The 20166-nt window shown below is 38.4% G+C and carries 21 protein-coding genes; 13 read left to right on the forward strand and 8 right to left on the reverse strand.

Annotation, left to right across the window (positions count from 1 at the left end; translation table 11 throughout):
- The first annotated feature begins 27 nt into the window (after window positions 1-27).
- From modA to WSC_RS0105965, 6 genes are read left to right on the forward strand one after another with little or no spacing between them, the layout of a single operon-like run.
- Window positions 28-765: a molybdate ABC transporter substrate-binding protein gene (modA, locus tag WSC_RS0105940; RefSeq protein WP_157447197.1), complete on the forward strand. Its 738-nt coding sequence runs from the start codon at window positions 28-30 to the stop codon at window positions 763-765.
- The gene (gene modB, locus WSC_RS0105945) at window positions 753-1442 is read left to right on the forward strand and encodes a molybdate ABC transporter permease subunit (protein WP_016955001.1); all 690 of its coding nucleotides are present in this window, start codon (window positions 753-755) and stop codon (window positions 1440-1442) included. The genes modA and modB overlap by 13 nt, the downstream gene beginning before the upstream one ends.
- Entirely contained in the window at window positions 1435-2562 is a 1128-nt protein-coding gene (modC, locus tag WSC_RS21965; protein ID WP_016955002.1) for a molybdenum ABC transporter ATP-binding protein, read from the forward strand. The genes modB and modC overlap by 8 nt, the downstream gene beginning before the upstream one ends.
- A 42-nt stretch (window positions 2563-2604) precedes the next feature.
- A complete protein-coding gene (gene scpB / locus WSC_RS0105955; RefSeq protein ID WP_016955003.1) occupies window positions 2605-3195 on the forward strand; it encodes an SMC-Scp complex subunit ScpB in 591 nt (196 codons plus the stop codon).
- Window positions 3188-4066 (forward strand): 23S rRNA pseudouridine(2605) synthase RluB, encoded by an 879-nt coding sequence (gene rluB / locus WSC_RS0105960; protein WP_016955004.1) that lies wholly within the window; start codon window positions 3188-3190, stop codon window positions 4064-4066. Before scpB ends, rluB begins: the two co-directional genes overlap by 8 nt.
- A 2-nt stretch (window positions 4067-4068) precedes the next feature.
- A complete protein-coding gene (locus WSC_RS0105965; RefSeq protein ID WP_016955005.1) occupies window positions 4069-4917 on the forward strand; it encodes a DUF3025 domain-containing protein in 849 nt (282 codons plus the stop codon).
- On the opposite strand, the gene WSC_RS24605 is transcribed toward WSC_RS0105965, so the two are convergent.
- The 5 genes from WSC_RS24605 to WSC_RS0105990 are packed head-to-tail and all read right to left on the reverse strand — an operon-like array spanning window position 4914 to window position 7764.
- Entirely contained in the window at window positions 4914-5066 is a 153-nt protein-coding gene (locus WSC_RS24605; RefSeq protein WP_016955006.1) for a DUF2897 family protein, read from the reverse strand. The genes WSC_RS0105965 and WSC_RS24605 overlap by 4 nt on opposite strands.
- Window positions 5059-5745 (reverse strand): M15 family metallopeptidase, encoded by a 687-nt coding sequence (locus tag WSC_RS0105975; RefSeq protein ID WP_016955007.1) that lies wholly within the window; start codon window positions 5743-5745, stop codon window positions 5059-5061. The genes WSC_RS24605 and WSC_RS0105975 overlap by 8 nt, the downstream gene beginning before the upstream one ends.
- Entirely contained in the window at window positions 5738-6871 is a 1134-nt protein-coding gene (dapE, locus tag WSC_RS0105980) for a succinyl-diaminopimelate desuccinylase (protein WP_016955008.1), read from the reverse strand. Before dapE ends, WSC_RS0105975 begins: the two co-directional genes overlap by 8 nt.
- Window positions 6872-6877: 6 nt before the next feature.
- A complete protein-coding gene (locus tag WSC_RS0105985; protein ID WP_016955009.1) occupies window positions 6878-7228 on the reverse strand; it encodes an arsenate reductase in 351 nt (116 codons plus the stop codon).
- Window positions 7222-7764: a PTS glucose transporter subunit IIA gene (locus tag WSC_RS0105990; RefSeq protein ID WP_016955010.1), complete on the reverse strand. Its 543-nt coding sequence runs from the start codon at window positions 7762-7764 to the stop codon at window positions 7222-7224. The genes WSC_RS0105985 and WSC_RS0105990 overlap by 7 nt, the downstream gene beginning before the upstream one ends.
- Before the next feature lie 1016 nt (window positions 7765-8780).
- Here WSC_RS0105990 and sohB point away from each other — a divergent pair.
- On the forward strand, window positions 8781-9857 hold the full coding sequence (gene sohB / locus WSC_RS0105995; RefSeq protein ID WP_016955011.1) for a protease SohB: 1077 nt from the start codon (window positions 8781-8783) through the stop codon (window positions 9855-9857).
- Window positions 9858-9893: 36 nt separating this feature from the next.
- Here the strand turns inward: sohB and WSC_RS0106000 are convergent, their stop codons facing one another.
- Entirely contained in the window at window positions 9894-10697 is an 804-nt protein-coding gene (locus tag WSC_RS0106000; RefSeq protein WP_016955012.1) for a DUF2989 domain-containing protein, read from the reverse strand.
- Window positions 10698-10769: 72 nt separating this feature from the next.
- On the opposite strand from WSC_RS0106000, the gene WSC_RS23965 reads away from it, so the two are divergent.
- From WSC_RS23965 to rmf, 6 genes are all read left to right on the forward strand, one after another.
- A complete protein-coding gene (locus WSC_RS23965) occupies window positions 10770-11300 on the forward strand; it encodes a TlpA family protein disulfide reductase (RefSeq protein WP_016955013.1) in 531 nt (176 codons plus the stop codon).
- A gap of 70 nt (window positions 11301-11370) precedes the next feature.
- Window positions 11371-13482, forward strand: coding sequence for a bifunctional 23S rRNA (guanine(2069)-N(7))-methyltransferase RlmK/23S rRNA (guanine(2445)-N(2))-methyltransferase RlmL (gene rlmKL / locus WSC_RS0106010; protein WP_016955014.1), 2112 nt, complete (start codon window positions 11371-11373; stop codon window positions 13480-13482).
- Window positions 13483-13484: 2 nt separating this feature from the next.
- Window positions 13485-13724 carry a glutaredoxin family protein gene (locus WSC_RS0106015; protein WP_016955015.1) on the forward strand — a complete coding sequence of 80 codons (240 nt, stop codon included), beginning with the start codon at window positions 13485-13487 and terminating at the stop codon, window positions 13722-13724.
- A 1-nt stretch (window position 13725) separates the two neighbouring features.
- Entirely contained in the window at window positions 13726-15627 is a 1902-nt protein-coding gene (gene uup / locus WSC_RS0106020; protein ID WP_016955016.1) for an ATP-binding cassette ATPase Uup, read from the forward strand.
- A complete protein-coding gene (locus WSC_RS0106025; protein ID WP_016955017.1) occupies window positions 15628-17355 on the forward strand; it encodes a DUF3466 family protein in 1728 nt (575 codons plus the stop codon).
- Between the two features lie 204 nt (window positions 17356-17559).
- Complete coding sequence (gene rmf, locus WSC_RS0106030; RefSeq protein ID WP_016955018.1) at window positions 17560-17736, forward strand: ribosome modulation factor; 177 nt, start codon at window positions 17560-17562, stop codon at window positions 17734-17736.
- Window positions 17737-17793: 57 nt separating this feature from the next.
- On the opposite strand, the gene fabA is transcribed toward rmf, so the two are convergent.
- Both fabA and WSC_RS23970 read right to left on the reverse strand, forming a co-directional pair.
- Window positions 17794-18306 (reverse strand): 3-hydroxyacyl-[acyl-carrier-protein] dehydratase FabA, encoded by a 513-nt coding sequence (fabA, locus tag WSC_RS0106035; protein ID WP_016955019.1) that lies wholly within the window; start codon window positions 18304-18306, stop codon window positions 17794-17796.
- A gap of 87 nt (window positions 18307-18393) precedes the next feature.
- Complete coding sequence (locus tag WSC_RS23970; protein WP_016955020.1) at window positions 18394-20007, reverse strand: S16 family serine protease; 1614 nt, start codon at window positions 20005-20007, stop codon at window positions 18394-18396.
- Window positions 20008-20166: the final 159 nt, after the last annotated feature.

Below are 20166 nucleotides of genomic sequence, written 5' to 3' on the forward strand. Positions count from 1 at the left end.
ATATATCCGTTAGCCATTTTTATCCTAGTGCTAACTCAGCCTGTATTTGCTCAGCAAAAAGTTTATGTGGCTGTGGCGTCTAACTTTATTAATGTATTTGAAAAGCTTAAAACCAGTTATATTTCACAGCAGCAAGACGAACCATCAGATGCGGGAGCAGATGTCGAAATAGTTGCTTCGTATGGCTCATCCGGTAAGTTATTTGCACAAATTGTTCATGGTGCACCTTTTCATATATTTTTATCGGCCGATACAGATAAACCAAAAAAATTAGTCGAATTAGCGCTTACACAAAATCAAACTGTTGATACTTATGCGTTAGGTCAATTAGCGCTTGTGGCCAATAACTCTGAAATATCCCCAATAGATATGTTAAAACAACAAAAATTTAAACATATTGCGATAGCCAACCCTAAATTGGCACCCTATGGATTAGCTGCTCAAAATGTTATCGATAGTTTAGGGCTGAAGATAAATCGCCGACAAATAGCAATGGGGGAAAATATTTCACAAAGCTATCAATTTTTTACCAGTAAACATGCACAACTTGCATTTGTTGCTTATGCACAAGTTTTTGATCAACCAGAGATAAATCTTTGGTTAGTTCCAGATAATTTATATCATCCGATAGAACAAGGTATGGTGTTGTTAAAATCGGCTGAACACAATAATGCGGCAACTCAGTTTTATCAGTTTTTACAAAGCCAGCAGGCGCAATGTTTAATTGCTTCGTTAGGCTATAAGAGTCAAACATGTTTGCATTAACACACGAAGAGCTACAAGCCTTATGGCTAACGGTAAAACTAGCAAGTTTAGTGACTTTTATCTTACTGCTAATAAGTACGCCTTTAGCTTGGTGGTTGGCAAAGAGTCGTAGTCGATTTGCACCAAGTATATCAGCTTTAGTCGCATTGCCTTTAGTTTTGCCACCAAGCGTGTTGGGGTTCTATTTTCTCATTGCTTTTGCGCCTCAAGGGCCTATTGGGCAACTTAGTCAGTGGTTGGGGTTAGGTAGCTTAGCTTTTAGCTTCACTGGGCTGGTTATCGCCTCTATTGTTTATTCTTTACCTTTTGTTGTTCAACCCATTCAAAATGCTTTTAGTACTTTTCCACATGAGCAGCTTGAAGCTGCTGCGACTTTAGGCGCTAGTCCGTTTAAAGTGTTTTATTCGGTAGTTTTACCTAATGTTAAAGTAGGGTTGATAACTGGCGCTGTTTTAGGTTTTGCGCATACTGTTGGTGAATTTGGTGTCATATTAATGATAGGCGGCAATATACCGGGTGAAACCCAAGTGGCGTCGGTGAAGATATACGAATACGTTGAAGCTATGGATTATTCGCAGGCACATAGATTATCGGCAATTTTATTGGTGTTTTCTTTTGTTGTGTTATTGGCGGTTTATCGCTTTCAGAAAAAAGTGAGTGTGACAGGGCGTGACTGAAGCTAACAAAAATTTCATTAATTTTAACTTTGAGCATGCTTATACAAACTTTGATTTTTGTTTTTCAGCCGAGGTACCAGCTCAAGGTATAACTGCAATTTGGGGGCAATCAGGTTGTGGTAAGTCAACTTTGTTGCGCTGTATTGCGGGTCTAGAGCCACAAGTAAAGGGTGAACTTTCAATAAACCAGCACTGTATGCAAGATAAACAGAATTTTGTCCCTGCGCATCAACGCAATATTGGTTATGTATTTCAGCAAGGCGCTTTGTTTGCACACCTTAATGTTGAAGAAAATTTAACCTACGGCCTAAACAATTATTTAGCTAACAACAAAGCTAATTCTCAACAGTTAACTTTTACGCTTGAAAGTTTAGTCGAGTTGATGGGTTTACGATATTTATTAAGGCGCTCGGTCGATAAGCTGTCAGGTGGCGAGCGCCAGCGTGTTGCAATCGCTCGAGCTTTATTGTCGCAACCAAAATTATTGTTGATGGATGAGCCTTTAGCTGCACTTGATCAGCAGAATAAACAGGCATTGCTCAAACTGTTGGAACAAATAAAACAGCAACTGAAGATACCAATTTTGTATGTTAGCCACGACATAAATGAAGTCTGTCGATTAGCAGACCATTTATTAGTTATCCAAGATGGTAAAATTGTCGAGTCAGGTGATTTAAATTCTGTGCTCGCGAGCTTAAGTCAATATCAATGGATGCAAGAGCAGGTTGGTGTTGTGTTGCAAGGGCAAGTTGTTGCAAATATCGCAGACTGGCAACTCGACAAAATAAATTGCCATGGTACTGAGTTATTGTTGGCTAATACGCGTGCTGAAATAGGTGATAATATTCGTATCCGCATTTTGGCTAAAGACGTCAGCATTAGTCGTGAGCAACAAGCGCAATCTAGTATAGTCAATCGGATTGCATGCCGCATTAAAGCTTTTGCAGAAACGGCGTCCTCTACCAATATGCAGTTGCAGTTAGTAATTGAAGATAATCAGGCAGAATCAGATGACGCTTATCTATTGTCGACCATTACCCGTTATTCACTAGAACAACTTAATTTACAAATTAACGATTTGGTATACGCACAAATTAAAGCTGTCTCCATTGTTAGCTAAAGCCAGAGGGTTAAGCATACTTTTAATTGGTTGGAAAAAATTATGGCACGCAAAAATAACGACGAGCAATACATTCAAATAATCGAAGCGGCAATTTTTGCCTATGGCAAACCTATGCCTGTTAAAGAATTGTCTGAAACAGTATTGGCTGAATTTAAGTTATCACAGCGTAAAATTACTGGCTTGCTGAAAACTTTGCAGCAAAAGTACCAAGAAGGTCATGGTATCGAATTAGTTAAGGTTGCCGCAGGTTATCGCTTTCAAACTAAATCGACTTTAAGCCCGTGGATTAGTTTATTATGGCAAGAAAAAGCGCCTAGGTATTCTAGAGCTATGTTAGAAACACTTGCACTTATCGCATATCGCCAGCCTATTACCCGTGGGGAAATAGAGCAGGTTAGAGGTGTTGCTGTATCCAGTAATATAGTGCGTGCTTTACAAGAGCGTGGTTGGGTTAAAGTTATCGGCCATAAAGAAGTTGCCGGTCGGCCAGCTTTATTTGCAACAACCCCATCGTTTTTGGACTATTTTGGTTTACAATGTCTAGAAGACTTGCCTCAAGTCACAGAAGCTTTAGTGAATGACACTAAAGGTATTGCTAATTTGTCAGATTCGGGAGAATCAGATGTCTGAAAAAATTCAAAAAATCTTAGCTCGAGCCGGTAAAGGTTCACGTCGTGAAATGGAAAAAGCCATTAGCGATGGACGTGTTAGTTTAAACGGCACTGTGTGTGCTTTGGGTGAACGTGCAACAGAGCATGATGAAATTCGTTTTGATGGTCATATCGTCAAGTTTAAATCTGAAAATGATATTCCGTGCCGAGTATTAATTTACAACAAACCTTTAAGTGAAGTATGTACGCGCAACGATCCAGAGCAGCGTAAAACAGTGTTTGATCGCCTGCCAATTTTAAAACAAGGGCGTTGGATAGCAGTTGGTCGTTTGGATATTAATACAACAGGCTTGTTGATATTTACAACGGATGGTGAACTAGCTAATAAACTTATGCATCCATCACACGAAGTTGAACGTGAGTACGCTGTGCGTGTATTTGGTGAAGTAACCGATAATACCATTCAAGCTTTGCGTCAAGGTGTTCAGCTTGAAGATGGGCCTGCTAAATTTAACAAAATTTCATTTGCCGGTGGTGAGGGCATTAACCGTTGGTATCACGTGACTATTAGTGAAGGTCGTAATCGCGAAGTTAGACGTATGTGGGAATCTCAAGAGGTTCAAGTGAGTCGCTTATCACGTATTCGTTACGGCGATATCGAACTACCACGAACTTTACCTATGGGCGGTTGGGCTGAATTAGAAGTTAAAGAGGTAAACTACTTACGTAAATTGGTAAACATGAAGCCAATTGAAATGCGTAAAGAAGTAGGCCGCAATAATAAAATTAAAAACCTCAAAGCAAACCGTATTCGCAAAGCCATTCGCAAATCTGAATTGCGCGAGCAAGGTGTTAAACCTGCCAATAAAAGACGTCGCAAAGGAAGTTAAATTTGTCGGCTGTTAAACCTAAAAAATGGCTTGCTGATGTTAGTTATCAGCAAGCTGATTTATCCAAAGGTATATATCAAGATTTAGCTGTTTTATATACGGATTTACTCAAGCTTGATAATTTTCCTATGCCAGCACAACTAAGCAAACAGATTGCGGATAAAGCGCCAGCTTTCGCAATTGCACAGCGCAAGTTTGTTGAGCAAGACGAAGATAGCCCTGAATTGGCTGAATTAGGTTATGAGGCTTTTATTAATCAAACAGGGCTTATACCAACTCGCAAAGACAATTGGCACGACTTTTTTAACGCTTTGATTTGGGGATTGTTTCCTGCAAGTAAACAAGCCATCAATCAATTACATGTAGCAGATATAAGTGAACATGGTTTAAAAAAACGCACCAAACAACGTGACGCTTTAACTTTATTTGATGAATGCGGAATTATTTTAGCTTATACACATGATGAGCAAAAAAATGCGTTGCGCAATCATATGTGGGTGGAAAGTTTTTGGGATAAGCGCTCACAATGGTATCAAAGCATTCGACCCTTTGTGTTTGGTCATGCAATGTATGAAATGGCGTTGGCACCTTATATTGGTTTAACCGCCAAAGCCTATTTTATAAAAGTAGACCCCTGCTTTTTTTCTGAAACTTTATCTAATCAATATCGGATTTTAGATAGCTTGTTAGCTAAAGAAATGCGGGTGGACAAAACTTTGAGTGACAATAAAAAATTGTCCCCTTTGCCTATTTTAGGTGTGCCGACTTGGTATCAAGATAACCAGCAACAAAGTTTCTATTTAAACACCAATTATTTTAGGCCGAAAAGGCGAGTTAGCGACAAGGGTTAGTCTTCTTTGTCTTTATCCTGATCATATCCTTGGGTATTTTTAAAATCTTTTGGCATTTTAAATTTGCCCGAGCCCATCAAACTGACAATAGGTCCAAGAATAAATAATAAAGCCAAAATGATAATGGCTGCGATCGCCCAACTAGACATAATACGCCTCGACATAGGTTTGATATAAATCAGCTAAATTATCTAGCAGAGTTTGTTTATATGCTAGAGGTTGCTCAGATAAAATTTGTGTACATTCCGACAGCTTGAAAGCTTGTTGAGCAATTTTCGCCGTTGGTAAATGGCTAATATGCCAAGGCTCAGCGGCAACCCCTGTTTGTTGATTATCTGTATATACGTGAACAAAGCCAAACTGACTCATATTTTCTAATAGCCACAGATACATAGGGTAGTTTGGGCCACCTGATTTATATTCATCAGGTGTAAGCTGAGGGCGGTTTTCAGCGTCAAACTGCTTAGCGTCGTACACATCAAAATCTGTTCCCCAATGATGGCGACTGAATCCCGGAATGGCACTATAAATACAGATCTTGTTTATCGCATCAATTTCAGAATATTTGCTTAAATCAACTTGCTGTTGCTGGCGATTAAATACAGGACGTTTACCTTGTGTTTTGTCGTTCCAAATAAGCTGCTGGCGGGCAAAACTTCTAAAACTGCTGGCTAGACGCAAATCAAAACCTGCTTGTTGTGACGCAAGTTGCAAAGCTTTTATTGGCTCCGCAACTTGCTGATGTACAAAATGGTTTGGATACAACTCGATTAAATGACTTGTATCCAACCCCATTAATTGCAGCTGATTAAAAACCGGCTTAGTCATTTGCCAATAAGTTAATCAGAATTTTTTCGTACATGTCGGTCAACAACTCAATGTCTTCCATTTTGATACATTCATTGAGCTTATGAATGGTTGCATTGACAGGGCCTAGCTCAACTACTTGCGCACCAGTAGGCGCAATAAAACGGCCATCAGAAGTACCGCCTGTGGTTAAAAGCTCTGGGGTAATATGTGTGGTGTCTTCAATTGCTTTTACTGCAGCTTCTACTAATAAACCTTTGTCGGTTAAAAAGGGTAAGCCGTTATAAGTCCAATCTAAATCATAGTCTAAACCGTGCGCATCTAAAATGCTGTGTACACGTTCGACCAAAATTTCAGCTGTTACTTCTGTGCTATATCTAAAATTAAATTGTACATGCATTTCACCTGGAACAACGTTAGTTGCACCTGTGCCAGCATTGATGTTAGAAATTTGGAAGCTAGTTGGAGGGAAATAATCGTTACCTTTATCCCACTGAATTTGTGATAACTCAGTCAATGCAGGCGCTGCCATATGCACAGGGTTTTTTGCAAGGTGGGGGTAGGCAACGTGCCCTTGCACACCTTTTACAATTAAGTCGCCACTTAATGAACCTCTACGGCCATTTTTAATCACATCACCCACTTTATGCGTGCTCGAAGGTTCACCAACCAAAGCCCAAGTGATTTTTTCGTTACGCGCTTCTAATGTATCGATAACACGGGTCGTACCATTGATAAAAGGGCCTTCTTCATCGCTGGTAATTAGAAATGCGATAGAGCCTTTATGATCTGGATGTTTTTCAACAAAACGTCTTGTAGCCACTAACATAGCAGCCAAGCTGCCTTTCATATCGGCTGTGCCACGGCCGTGCAGATAACCATTGATTTCAGTTGGTTCAAATGGCGGTGTATGCCATTTATCTAGTGGCCCTGTTGGTACAACATCAGTATGGCCAGCAAAACAAAATACTGGGCCTTCTTTGCCTTTGCGCGCCCACATATTGGTTGTATCGTCAAACACCATAGATTCGATATCAAAACCTGATGCTTTTAAATAGTCAGCCATAAACTCTTGGCAGCCAGCGTCTTCAGGGGTAACTGACGGACGAGAAATAAGGTCTTTTAAAATATCAATAACTTCAGACATGAAAACTTACTCGCTTAAAAATGCTTTGTCCCAATCTTGGGCTTTAAAACCAACACTAAATTGACCTTGGTTATCAACCACAGGGCGTTTAATAATAGACGGATTTTCCAGTGCCAGTTCAACTGCGACTTCTGCGGTTAAATTCTGTTTAGTCTCGTCTGGCAAAGCGCGCCACGTTGTACCACGTTTGTTGATTAACATGTCGGCTGGGATTTGACTCAACCAAGCTTCTACTTGTGTTTTATCCACACCATCTTTTTTAAAATTGTGGAACTGAAATTCAATATTGTTTTCTTCTAAATATTTTTTTGCTTTTTTAACTGTATCGCAGTTAGGAATACCATATACAACTAACACGTTTGCTCCTGAGATCGGTCTGCCGGTGGATAAACTTCTATACAAAAGTCTTGTGCGGCGGTTACTTTGTTAAAGTGGCATTGTACTACATATTGGCTAGGTAAGTTAGGTAGCGTCATGGATAGGTGGAGCTTTTTATTGCTGTGTAGTTTGTTTTGCAAACTGAGCAGTTTTTGCCGGTGGAATGTCAATAATACTTGGCCTGTTGTTACTTGTTGCTGCTCGGCAGCCATCAGTTTAAAGCCGTTACGCATCATATCTTTGACTATGTCTGGTAGCCTAATTTCAACTATCAAGCCTTTAGTAGTTTTTATCCGTAACATAGTTAATAGTGGCTCTATAAATACAATTACGCCATCAACCGGGCTAACTAATTGCTCTCCGTATATTTCAATACATACACCTTCACCCGCTAACTGGTGGCTTATCAAATTACTTGGATGGTTAGATATATTGTTCACATGGCCATTACATGGCGCGGCAATTCGCCATAGGGCTTGTTGGGTTAATATTGCGGTCTGATCTGAAAGTGCCATTAGGGTGTACTAGCAAAAATAAACAATTGTCGTAGATTGCTAATCTACAGGTATTAGTGATTTTTTTAAAGGCTCGAATAAGTTCATAAGTGGCTTATTCACAGCAGCTTTTCAACTGACTATTTACGAAGGTTAAGTTTAAAACTTAGTCGAAAATATCGCCAAATTGTTCAAGGAATCTTGTGGGTAATGTGGATAACTTTGCGCTATTTAGCCTTTTTAGGGATCTTTACTCACAAAAGACAGTTGTTGAAGAGTAAATTAGCATAACTTCATCAGAGTTATAAAATAACTAACAGAAACTGTAGATAAGTATGTGTATTAGCTAGTGGGTAACTTTTAAGTTGTTGAAAATAAACAATATAAAAACTGATCAAAAAGTGATCGCCTAATCTAATTGCTCGATCTATACCTAGTTTTAGAGTCAAAAAATTGCTCGGTTTGGTCAATAATTAAACCAATGTTATTAACATATTTAGCTTAAATGAGTGAATTAATAATATATTTTAATTGTTATCTCTCACTGGTGAATAAATATTCAGGTTTGGTGGTAAATTAATCGAGTGTTCGCGCGTATAAATTGTTTATCCACTAAAGGTGTGGATACTTTTGTGGGTTTATATGTGATTATGTTTTAACTTATTGAAAAATATGATAAAAAATAAGTGGTTGAATTTTGATCAGCGTTTGAATCTACGATTTTTATACCCAAGCTATTTGAAGATGCGCATTTCAGAGCTATCACAGCGTTTTTAGTACAAGGCATGTTAATGAGGGAATGTAGGCACCTTTCAAATTAACATAACGCAGTAATAGAAACGATGTGAAGCTCCCGAAGGGCAAGGCTAAAAAGCATTTATACTGCGTTATTGATTTTGAACAGGGATAACCATTATCTTCAATCAATGCCTTGTCTAAATGCTTTTTATTCTTGCTGAAATCTCGCATCTTCAAGTAGCTTGGGTATCATTGCTTATGATAAGCTTGTAACATTATGAAATTTAAAGGTGTTTAGCATGGAATTTTTATACGATTATGGTTTGTTTTTAGCAAAAACCATAACTTTTGTTGTCGCTATCGTGGTTATTTTGGTTGCTGCGGCACAAAGCAAAAAATCTGCAAAAAATAAAAAGGGTGAGTTGGAATTAACCAACCTTTCTGAAAAGTTTAAAGAAATGAAAGATGCACTAGAAGCACGTCTTTTGACTAAAGAGCAACTCAAACACAAAGAAAAAGCCGCTAAACAAGCTGAGAAAGAAGCGCAAAAGGCAGCAAAAAAACTAGCAAAAGAAAATGCGAAAAAATCAGATGATGAAAAGCAAGCAAGCAACAATGATAAAAAGCGTTTGTTTGTGGTTGAGTTTAAATCTGGCATTGATGCACAAGAAGTTGAAAACTTACGCGAAGAAGTCACAGCTATTTTGGCGGTTGCCACAGAGCAAGACGAAGTATTGATTAAATTAGAAAGTGGTGGTGGTGTTGTGCACGGCTATGGACTAGCAGCAAGCCAGTTAGCACGCTTAAAACAAAAGAATATTCCGCTAACTATTTCAATTGATAAAGTAGCTGCAAGTGGTGGATATATGATGGCGTGCGTTGCAGATAAAATTATTGCTGCACCATTTGCTATTGTTGGTTCAATTGGCGTAATTGCCCAACTACCAAACTTTAATAAAATTTTGAAAAAGCATGATATTGAGTTTGAACAAATCACAGCGGGTGAGTTTAAACGCACCTTAACTATGTTTGGTGAAAATACCGATAAAGCGCGTGAGAAATTTAAAGCTGAATTAGAAGAAATTCACCAATTGTTTGTTGAACACATAGGCTCATTCCGTCCTGATTTAGATGTGAAAAAAGTTGCAACTGGTGAACATTGGATGGCTTCACAAGCTAAATCGCTTGGTTTGGTTGATGATTTACAAACCAGTGATGATTATCTGTTAGCACAAATTGATAATGCAGACGTATATCAAGTGAAATTTGCAATTGCAAAAAATGTATTGGAAAAATTACCTTTTGCCGCGTCAGCAACCATTGAAAAGGTGATTTTAGGTTTAGCTGATAAAATGCGTAATATACGTTTCAGTTAAAGAATAAAGCTCATGTCGTACAGCCTAAAAGGTAGTTTACCTTTTAGGCGGTTCAAAAGTTCCTGATTCTAGCGAAGCTTCATATTCACTTGCTAAGTCATTTAGTTGTGAAATTGGCACGCCTTCGGTTCTCAATACAGCTCTAAGCGGGGCTAAATCTATATCACTAACACCAAAGTCTTTAGCAAGTTTGCCCCACACATAAGCATGTTTAAACTTCTCTTCTTTTAAATACAAAGTGCTCAGTGTATTTAAAATCTCTGGGTTGATCTTGTCGCCTTCGTTATAGAGTTCCAACGCCCGATACAAAGTATCTATGGTTAAATCCCGGTCAAATTTAACGTAATAGGTCGCAAGCTTAAATTGTAATTCTGGGGTTTGTAAAATACCGCTATCGCGTAACCCGAGAAATCGGCTCATTGCATCTTCATCACCGTTACGTGACCAATGCCAATACAATAAGTTTGGATCTTGGCTGTCAGCTGTTACTTTAGATAAGCGCTCTAACTCGCGCACAGAGGTTACAAACCCTTTAACCCGGCCAGTTTGTTTATCTTTAAGTTTGATGTGTTCAATAAATGAGGCTTTTTCGACACAGCTAGAGTACTTTTCCAAATCCATAATGAGTTTAAACCTTACTTGGTCACTCGGATTTATCGATTCGTTATAACGACCGAATATCACTTCTTTACGTTCTTTTTTACACCAAGCGTCGTCATTTAAATCTTCGCAAAATTGTGCTGTGTTTTCACAAATTGATTTTAAGGTAACACCTTGGTCACAACCGAATAAAAATGTTAAAGGTAGAAAGCAAATAGGCAATAAACGGGTCTTGTTCAAGAGACTCTCTCCGTTGTTTTTAATTATATAATGCGGCAACTCGTAGTTGTTTAGAACTAAGGATAAACCAAAATGTGGTTAAAAAGAATTGCAAAATGGGCGTATGAAGCGATTTTTATAATATTAATAATGGTGGCTATTTTCTGGTTTCAGTCGCGAAATATGCTGGAGTCAGGCCATCAAATCGACCAGCTAACAGTTCAAGGTCAAATTGATCATAATTTAACAATTCAATTGGCAGAAGTGAATATACAACTGCAAAACAATAAAAAACCAACTTTAGTTTATTTTATAGCACCTTGGTGTAGCGTTTGTCATATAAGTATAAATAACCTGCAAAGCTTATACATGTCGCATCAGCGAGAGGTCAATCTGCTGGTTGTTGCGTTAAGCTATCAAACAGTCGATGAAGTTAAAGATTTTGTTGCAAAACACGAGTTAAGTTTTCCTGTATATCTAGGGGAACAAAGTGTCGCCGAAGCATTTAATGTCAGCGCTTTTCCAAGTTATTATTGGTTAGATGAAACCGGCACTGTCACCGCAAAAGCTATGGGCTACACCACAGAAACCGAATTAAAACTAAAGCATTGGTTTTATTTTTAAATATGCGTTATCTAGTCGCAATCTAAAGCAGCTAGGGTATAATGCCGCCTCAACATTATTGAGGTAAACAATGGCAAAGTTTTTAGTCACAACATCCAAAGGGTTAGAAAACTTACTTGAAAGTGAATTAACCGCACTTGGCATCGAAAATATAAAACTCTCAGTATCTTCAGTTTGGTTTGAAGGCACTATGGAGCAGGCCTACCGCCTTTGTTATACCTCAAGATTGGCCAATAAAGTATTGTTAGAGCTTGCTAGCGGCGATTGCGTAAATAAAAACGATTTATATAAAATTACTCAATCAGTTGATTGGCCTATGCAATTCAACGACAAAGTGACTTTGAGTGTTGATTTTAACGGCACCAATGATGCTTTGCGCAATACCCAGTTTAGTGCCCAAGTGATTAAAGACGCTATTTGTGACTTGTTTAACGAAGAAATTGGCCGTCGACCAAATGTTGATAAAACAAACGCAGATATTCGTATTCAAGGTCGTTTAATTAAAAAACAAGCGCATATCTTTTTAGACTTTTCTGGTGCGAGTTTGCATCAACGCGGTTATCGCACGCAAGCAGGTAGAGCGCCAATCAAAGAAAATATCGCAGCCGCTGTAGTTATGCGCAGTGGTTGGTTGGATAATCCATCTGCGCCGTTAGTCGACTATTTCTGTGGCTCAGGTACTTTGTTAATTGAAGCTGCACAAATGGCTTGCCAAATGCCTGCGCAACAATATCGCCGTAAATGGGGATTTGACGCATGGCTTTCGCACGACAAAGCTTTGTTCGAACAAATTAAAATTGAATACGATGAAAAAATCATAGCTGATGCAGATTTTCAATTATACGGTTTTGACATTAATAACCGTGAATTAACGGTTGCAAGGCAAAATGCCGAAGATGCAGGTGTTGCAGGGTATATTCATTTTGAACGGCAAAATGCTGTTGAACACACGTTAAAAGTAAAATCAGAGACAGGTTTTATTATCTCTAATCCACCATATGGTGAAAGGTTAGAAGACCAAGTAGCTATTGCGCATTTGTATTTAGATTTTGGCCATAATATTAAACAGCAACATGCTGGTTGGTCATTAACTGTTATTTCATCGGCAGTTGATGCGTTGCGTTACTTAAAACTCTCGGCTAATAAAAAATACAAAGTTAAAAATGCCGCGCTTGATTGTATAGTGGCGAATTACCAGATAGAAGCTGCGCAAGATGCAAACCATCCGCGTGAAGGTTTGGCGCTTGAGTTTCAAAACCGCTTAAAGAAAAACTTTAAACAATTTGCCAAACAAGCACGACAAGCCGATACCGAATGTTACCGCGTATATGATGGTGATTTACCCAACTACAATGTCGCTATAGATATTTATCAAGACACATTAGTTGTTTATGAATATGCTGCCCCTAAAAGCATTCCAGAAGAAAAAGCCCAAGCTAGGTTAAACGAAGTACTGTTAACTGCGCCATTTGTATTAGGAACTGACCCTAGCAAAATTGCGCTAAAAGTGCGTAAAAAACAAAAAGGCAACGAGCAATACAAAAAAGCCGCAGATCGTGGCGAAGTAATGACAGTGCGCGAAGGCCAAGCGCTATTTAATGTAAACTTATATGATTATTTAGATACAGGTTTGTTTTTAGACCACAGAGATATGCGCAAACTGATTGGTCAAGTGAGTCGTGGTAAATCTGTACTTAATCTATTTTCATATACTTGTAGTGTCAGTGTGCATGCTGCTTTAGGTGGTGCAACTCAAGTGACTTCGGTTGATTTGTCGAAAAAGTATTTGGACTGGGGTAAACAAAATTTTGAGTTAAATGGCATTAACGCCGCTTGGCATCCGTTTGTTGCTATGGATAGTATCGATTGGTTAAAACGCACCAACAATCAGTTTGATTTAATTTTTATTGATCCCCCTAGCTTTTCTAACTCGAAAAAATTAAGTAATGACTTTGATGTACAAAGAGATCATGTGCAATTAATCCGTTTAGCATTGGAGCACTTAAAATCGGGGGGGGATATTTATTTCTCAAACAATTTACGCTCGTTTAAGTTAGATGAAGAAGCGTTAGCGGAAATGGGATTACAGTGGCAAGACTTAACCCATAAAACTATGCCGTTCGACTTTAAGCGTAAAGCGAATATCCGCCAAGCTTGGCGCTTATTTAAGCCTCAGAAATAACAATGGAACAAACACAATTATTATTGCTAGGCACAGAAGGCTGCCACTTGTGTGAAGTCGCCTTTAAGGTATTGGCTAATATAGGCTTAGCAGAGCATATCGTTTTAATAGATATTGCAGATGATGAAAAAATGGTTGAGCAGTTTGGTAAACGCATACCTGTATTGCAAGATAGCTTAACTAAAGAATGTTTAAATTGGCCGTTTGACGAGCAGCAAGTGATTGAGTGGTTAGATAACTAATATGAATTTATACCGAATTACCAATGGTCATTTAGCTTTTGGTGACCATGCACTTTTAAATGGTGCTGAGTTACAAATAAACAAAGGTGAAAAAATTTCAATTTTAGGCCGCAACGGCACGGGTAAATCAACTTTACTTAAAGTGATCAGTGGTGAGCAGAATTTAGATACAGGTGAAGTAAATTTACGTGCAGGCACTGTGATTTCACGTTTGCCACAAGATCCACCGCGTAATACTCAAGGCACTGTTTATCAATATGTCGCTGAAGGTTTAGGCGAAGCTGGCAAAGCATTAGGCGAATTTTATGCGTTGAGTAGTCAAGCTGATGCCTGTTTAGATAAAATGTCAGCCGTACAACAGCAAATTGAAAAATTGGATGCTTGGTCATTAGAGCCAAAAATTCAGCAAGTTATTTCTCGCTTGAGTTTGTCATCAGATACTTTGTTAACCTCAATGTCAGGTGGTTGGTTGCGCAAAGTCGCTTTAGCTCGTGCTTTGGTGATAGAGCCGGATATTTTATTGTTGGATGAACCAACTAACCACTTGGATTATCAATCTATTGCTTGGCTAGAAAACTTCTTAAAAGAATTTAACGGTGCAGTGGTTTTTATTTCGCATGATAGGGCGTTTGTCCGTAATTTATCAGATTCTATTTTAGATTTAGACCGCGGTAAGCTGATCCGTTTTGAGCGTGGATATGACCAGTATTTAGTTGATAAAGCTGAATATCTAAAAATAGAAGAAGAAACCAATAGAAAGTTTGATATTAAACTTGCCCAAGAAGAAGCTTGGATACGTCAAGGTATTAAAGCTCGACGTACCCGTAACGAAGGGCGTGTTCGCCATTTAGAACAAATGCGCCGTGATAGAGCCGCACGTCGTGATGTGCAAGGCACAGCAAACTTGAAGTTAGAAGAAGACAAACGTTCAGGTAAGGTTGTTGCTGAAATTCAAGGTTTAAATCATTCGTTTGCTGAGCAAAAAATTGTTACTGACTTCAACGGCTTAATTCTACGTGGTGACAAAATAGGTTTAGTTGGGCCAAATGGCTGTGGTAAATCTACTTTTATTAAATTGATTTTGGGGCAATTAGCCCCAGATTCAGGCACAATTAAAGTCGGTACTAATCTAGATGTAGTTTATTTTGACCAATATCGTTCGCAGTTAGACGAAGAAAAGTCGGTGATGGACAATGTTGCTGATGGCAAACAGGATGTGGTATTTAACGGCCAAACACGCCATGCATTAGGTTATTTACAAGACTTTTTGTTTAGTCCACAGCGCGCACGTTCACCGGTGAAATCATTATCTGGTGGCGAGAAAAACCGTTTATTGTTGGCTAAATTGTTTTTGAAACCAGCTAACTTATTGGTGCTCGATGAGCCAACAAATGACTTAGATGTAGAAACCTTAGAATTACTCGAAGAGTTATTAGACCAATATTCAGGTACTTTGTTGTTGGTATCGCACGACCGTGAGTTTGTGAACAATACAGTTACTTCAAGTTATTACTTCCATGGCAATGGTGTGATTGAAGAATTTGTTGGTGGTTATGATGTTATCGTGCCAACAATAACGCAAAGAAACCAATCGCTAGGACAAACAAATAAAAAAACAGATAGCAAAGCTGAACCAAAAAGCCCTGAGCCAGTCGAAAAAACACAAAATAACAAAACAAAACTGTCGTATAAGCAGAAACGTTTGTTAGAATCTTTGCCACAAACTATTGAACAACTTGAAAGTAAGATAGAAACTTTGCAATTAGAAATTAATTCAGCAGAGTTTTTCAGTAAAGAACAAAGTTACACCCAAGCTAAATTAGATGAATTAGCCAAAGTTGAAGCTGAGTTAGAAACTGCTTTTGAGCAATGGGAAGAATTAGAAAGCTTACAGAATAATTAAATGATGAATAAACTAACAAAATTATCGATTGCCTTAATAACCGCTAGTGCAAGTGCATTTGTGCAAGCAAATGCGATTAACTACAGCTTAGAAACTATTAGTACAGCCGAAGAGTTTAAAGATAGCTTCCCGATTGACATGAATGACAGTGGCGAAGTGATTTCGGCTAATTTAAGCATTTTTGAACATCCAATCGATTTGTCTTTGTTGGATTTAGATGACAGAGATTTGACCTTAGCTGCAACTTTAGCTTCAGGTGGTGTTAATAATGTCAGCTACCTAGAGAGAGTAAAAAAAGGTAATTTTGATGCCGCTAGCTTACGTGTTGTGCTTGAGTATATACGCACTAATGCCAATGATGGTCGTTATCAACAAGCCGCTTCGTATCGTTCTTCCTTTGCAGAAGATAATGAAAGCGAAGAGTTAGTGATTTTTGATTCAATTAACCCAGAAACAGAAGAGTTATCTTATTTTAATAACGAACAAGCGCGCGCCATCAACAATCTTTCCTGGATAGCAGGAGATTCAAGTTCGACTTTTACCAAAGCGGAATTTAATGATGAAACTTGGTTAATGCCAAACTTTATCCGACGTGGTTTTGTCAAAACGAAAAATCGAGTAATAGAACTTGTTCCACCTTACGATGAGATTGTCGGTGGTGTTAGTTATGCAACCAATGTGTCTGATTCTGGTTGGGTTGTTGGTTATGGTTCAGTTGCAGAAACCAATAGTATTTTGTCGCTAGAATTAGCTTGTAAAGCTGGCGACGACTCAGATTTAGATAACCCAAGACCAGAAGATGTTTGTTTGTGGGGCGTGTTTAACGGTAATGTCGCGAATCAACGAAGCTATTTCAAGACTCATGCATTAATGTGGAAAGTGAATGCCAATGGTGAAGTGTCGCAGCCGATTGATTTAGGTATAGCGCTAGATGATAGCGCCGCAGTCAACTCTGCTAGTTATTTCAGCCGAGCATTTGCGGTGAACAATGATGGGTATGCCGTTGGTGATTCACATGTGGTTACGGTTGATGATGTCGTCAGGCTTCAAGCTGCACTATTTCATAATGGGAATGTGCACATAATTACCAATCCTCAAACTTATCGCGAAAGTAGGGCGGTTGATATTAACGACAATAATATCGTTATAGGCACCATGATAGACTTGGCCGGTTTAAGTTCTGTTCGTAAGAGCTTTTATTACGATCTGAATTCCGCTGACACAGTTGTACAAAAAATTGATGATTTTGCAGTAGGCGCTAATACATCAGCTAGAGCAATTAATAACCAAAACGTTATTGTTGGTCAAACTGAAACTTCGACATTATCAGGTGGCTTAACGCCCAAACATGGTTTTGTTTATTACACAGATACAGATGAAATGTACGATCTAAACGACTTATTAACTTGTGATACAGACATGACAATAGTCGATGCGGTTGCGATTAATAATGATGGTTCAATATTAACTCATGCATCTTTTACTCAAACCGCTCGAAATATTATGGGGCAGCAACTGGTTGACTCTACAACTGGAGAGTTTGTTCGAGAGCAGGTTGAATATAGTGTGCGGTTAGTACCCGATGCGAAAGGAACATTTGATTGTGTATTGCCGGAAGACGAAGCGAAAATAAAACGAAAGGGTGCTGCAAGCTCTTGGTTTCATTTGGGTTTATTTTTTATTACATTTTTGTTTAAAAACACCTTTTCTAATAGAAAAACGATCTAACGTAATTGACCATAGGTAAAGTGGTAGAAACTTCCATTTAATCAGCTGGTTACTTAACATTCTGTTTGTTAAGTAACCAGTGTCCAGCAAAATTCCCTGTTGCAATACCATACTAATTTAGCTAATTTGAATTTGAAGACGCAGTAAAAGCGCTACTTCAAATCAAATATCCAAAAACCAAAAACGGATTAAGGAATTGCTTAAATGAAAAGACAAAAGCGTGATCGTTTAGAAAGAGCTCAGTCTAAAGGCTATCAAGCAGGTCTAACTGGTAAAACTAAAGAATGTTGTCCGTATCAGGAAACTGATACCCGAGCCCAGTGGTTGGGTGGATGGCGAACGGCGGTAGATGACAGAGTTTCGTTTTTTGGAGGAAAGTAAGAAAAAAGCCCGCAAGGGCTTTTTTCTTATCTGGCACTAAATTTTATCTAAGTAAAATTAAAAACCAGAAGTGTCTTGGAATAAACCAACTTTTAAATCTTTCGCTTCGTAGATTACTTTACCATCTACCGCAACAGTTCCGTCAGCCATACCCATAAATAATTTACGCTTAATTACACGTTTCATATCTATACGGTAAGTAACTTTTTTAGCGGTTGGTAAAATTTGGCCAGTAAATTTAACTTCACCTACACCTAATGCACGGCCTTTACCAGGTCCACCAGACCAACCTAAGAAGAAACCAACCAATTGCCACATAGCGTCTAAACCAAGGCAACCCGGCATTACAGGATCACCTGGGAAGTGACAATCAAAGAACCATAGATCTGGTGTGATATCTAATTCAGCTTCAATGTAGCCTTTATTAGCAACACCACCTTCTTCATAGATAGCAGTAATGCGATCCATCATTAACATATTTGGCGCAGGAAGTTGGCTATTACCTGGGCCGAAAAGTTCGCCACGGCTACATGCCAATAGGCCTTCTTTATCAAAACTATTTTGTTTCATATAGGCTAAGTCAATATTTGTTTAAAATTCGGCGCATACTTTAGCGAACACGTGTGCGCTAAACAAGTCTGAGCAGCTAATTAATTACTATTTATTAAAAATCTTGGTTAATTTATGCCAAATAGAAGCTGTTTCTTCATGTTGTTGGCTAAATTTATCTAATTCGGCTCCAACCAAATCGAACAGACCTTTATGGTCGTCCGTTTCGGCTACTTTACCAGTTAGCAGTTCTGCTGCCTGAGTAACGTGGTCAATTGCATAAATTTTGAAAGTACCATTATTGACCGCTGTTTTTATTTCACTGGTTAGGTTTAAATTAGCAATGTTTGCTTTAGGAATTATGACAGCATGCTCCTCAGAGGGGGCTTTAAGTTTTGCTAGTGTATAAAAACCTTCAATTTTTAAATCGACACCACCAACTGCTAATACATTACCTAGTTGATCCATAGCGCCGGTCACAGCAATGTTTTGTTTAATTGGCACATTAGCAATAGCAGATAACAAAGCATAAAGCTCTGCAAGTGATGCACTGTCACCATCTACTTCGTGATATGACTGTTCAAAGACTATGTTTGAAGAAATAGGTAAGGGCTCGTTTCTAGCAAACACTTTAGAGACGAAAGATGACAAAATCATCATAGCTTTTGCATGGATATTTCCGCCCAAATCTGACTTGCGTTCAATATCGCTAATATCACCTTCACCGACAAATATATTGGCAGTGATACGCGAAGGCTCACCAAATTCAGCTAAGGCTGTTTCAACAACGGTTAAGCCATTTATCTGACCAATAACTGCGCCGGTAAAATCTACCTTGATACTATTATTTTTAATTTGTTCATAATTAAATAAACGTGCGGTTGCGTTAAAACCTTCTAATTCACGCACCACTTGTTCTATTGTGTGTTGGTTAATACTTTGGCCAATGCGTTGTTGAATCTGTTCTATATAATTTAAGTCAATCGACATCCATTTTTGGTCTTCGCATTTACGCGCGAGTGCCCAAACCAAGGCGTTAAATGCAGTATCGTCAAACTTGTGAGATAAATCAGTCAGTAGGGCGTAAAGCGCATTTAATGTTGTTTGATTTACTTCTACAGCGTAATCCGCTTCGTGAATGCGCTCATGGCTAATTTGTACAAGTGCAGGGCATACGTACAAGAGTTGTTGGATAGATTCGTAATCACCCAAAATAATTATAGTTTTATCTAGTTTGATTTTACTGTGTCTAAGTTGTTTAAACTCAGCTTGTTGGTAATCTTTAGTTAACCATTGAGTATCAAAAACATCGGCGACCGCAGTTTTAATCAATAAATCGGCACAATCTAAATCTTGTAATAATAGGTGAGCGGAGAAAATAAGGTAGTCATTGTCACTTTCAAAAATCTCGCCAGTAAAAAAATGTGCTTTACCACTGGCTGTATGTTTAAAGCGGCCAAATAAGGTTTCTTTACCACAATTTGAAATAAGCTGGTTGTCTAAGCCCAACCAAGATAGTAGTTGGGCTGTTTGTGGTTGGCCACACAACAAATGTACTGGCTGAGTTACCTTTTGGGTAATGCCAACAAAAGCACTCAGCTGGGGTAATAAGGCTTTTTTGCTTATGTCTTTGCTTGAGTATTCAAAGTTTGTTAATTTTTCCTCAATACTCAATTGCTCAACTGTCAATTCAAGTTTTGCAATATCATTTAAGTTCGACATAAGTACTAACCCGTCCATACATTTATTTTAGGCGGCGCAATATAACAAATATAAGTCAATATACCCAATCAATTTGAATATGCATATTTCTAGAAAATTATCTAACTTGCTTGTTTTAATTGCTTTTAGATATGAGTATCATACTCGGCTTCGAAATTC

Origin of the sequence: Catenovulum agarivorans YM01 (genome assembly GCF_000281085.1) — a bacterium.
GTDB lineage: Bacteria > Pseudomonadota > Gammaproteobacteria > Enterobacterales > Alteromonadaceae > Catenovulum > Catenovulum agarivorans.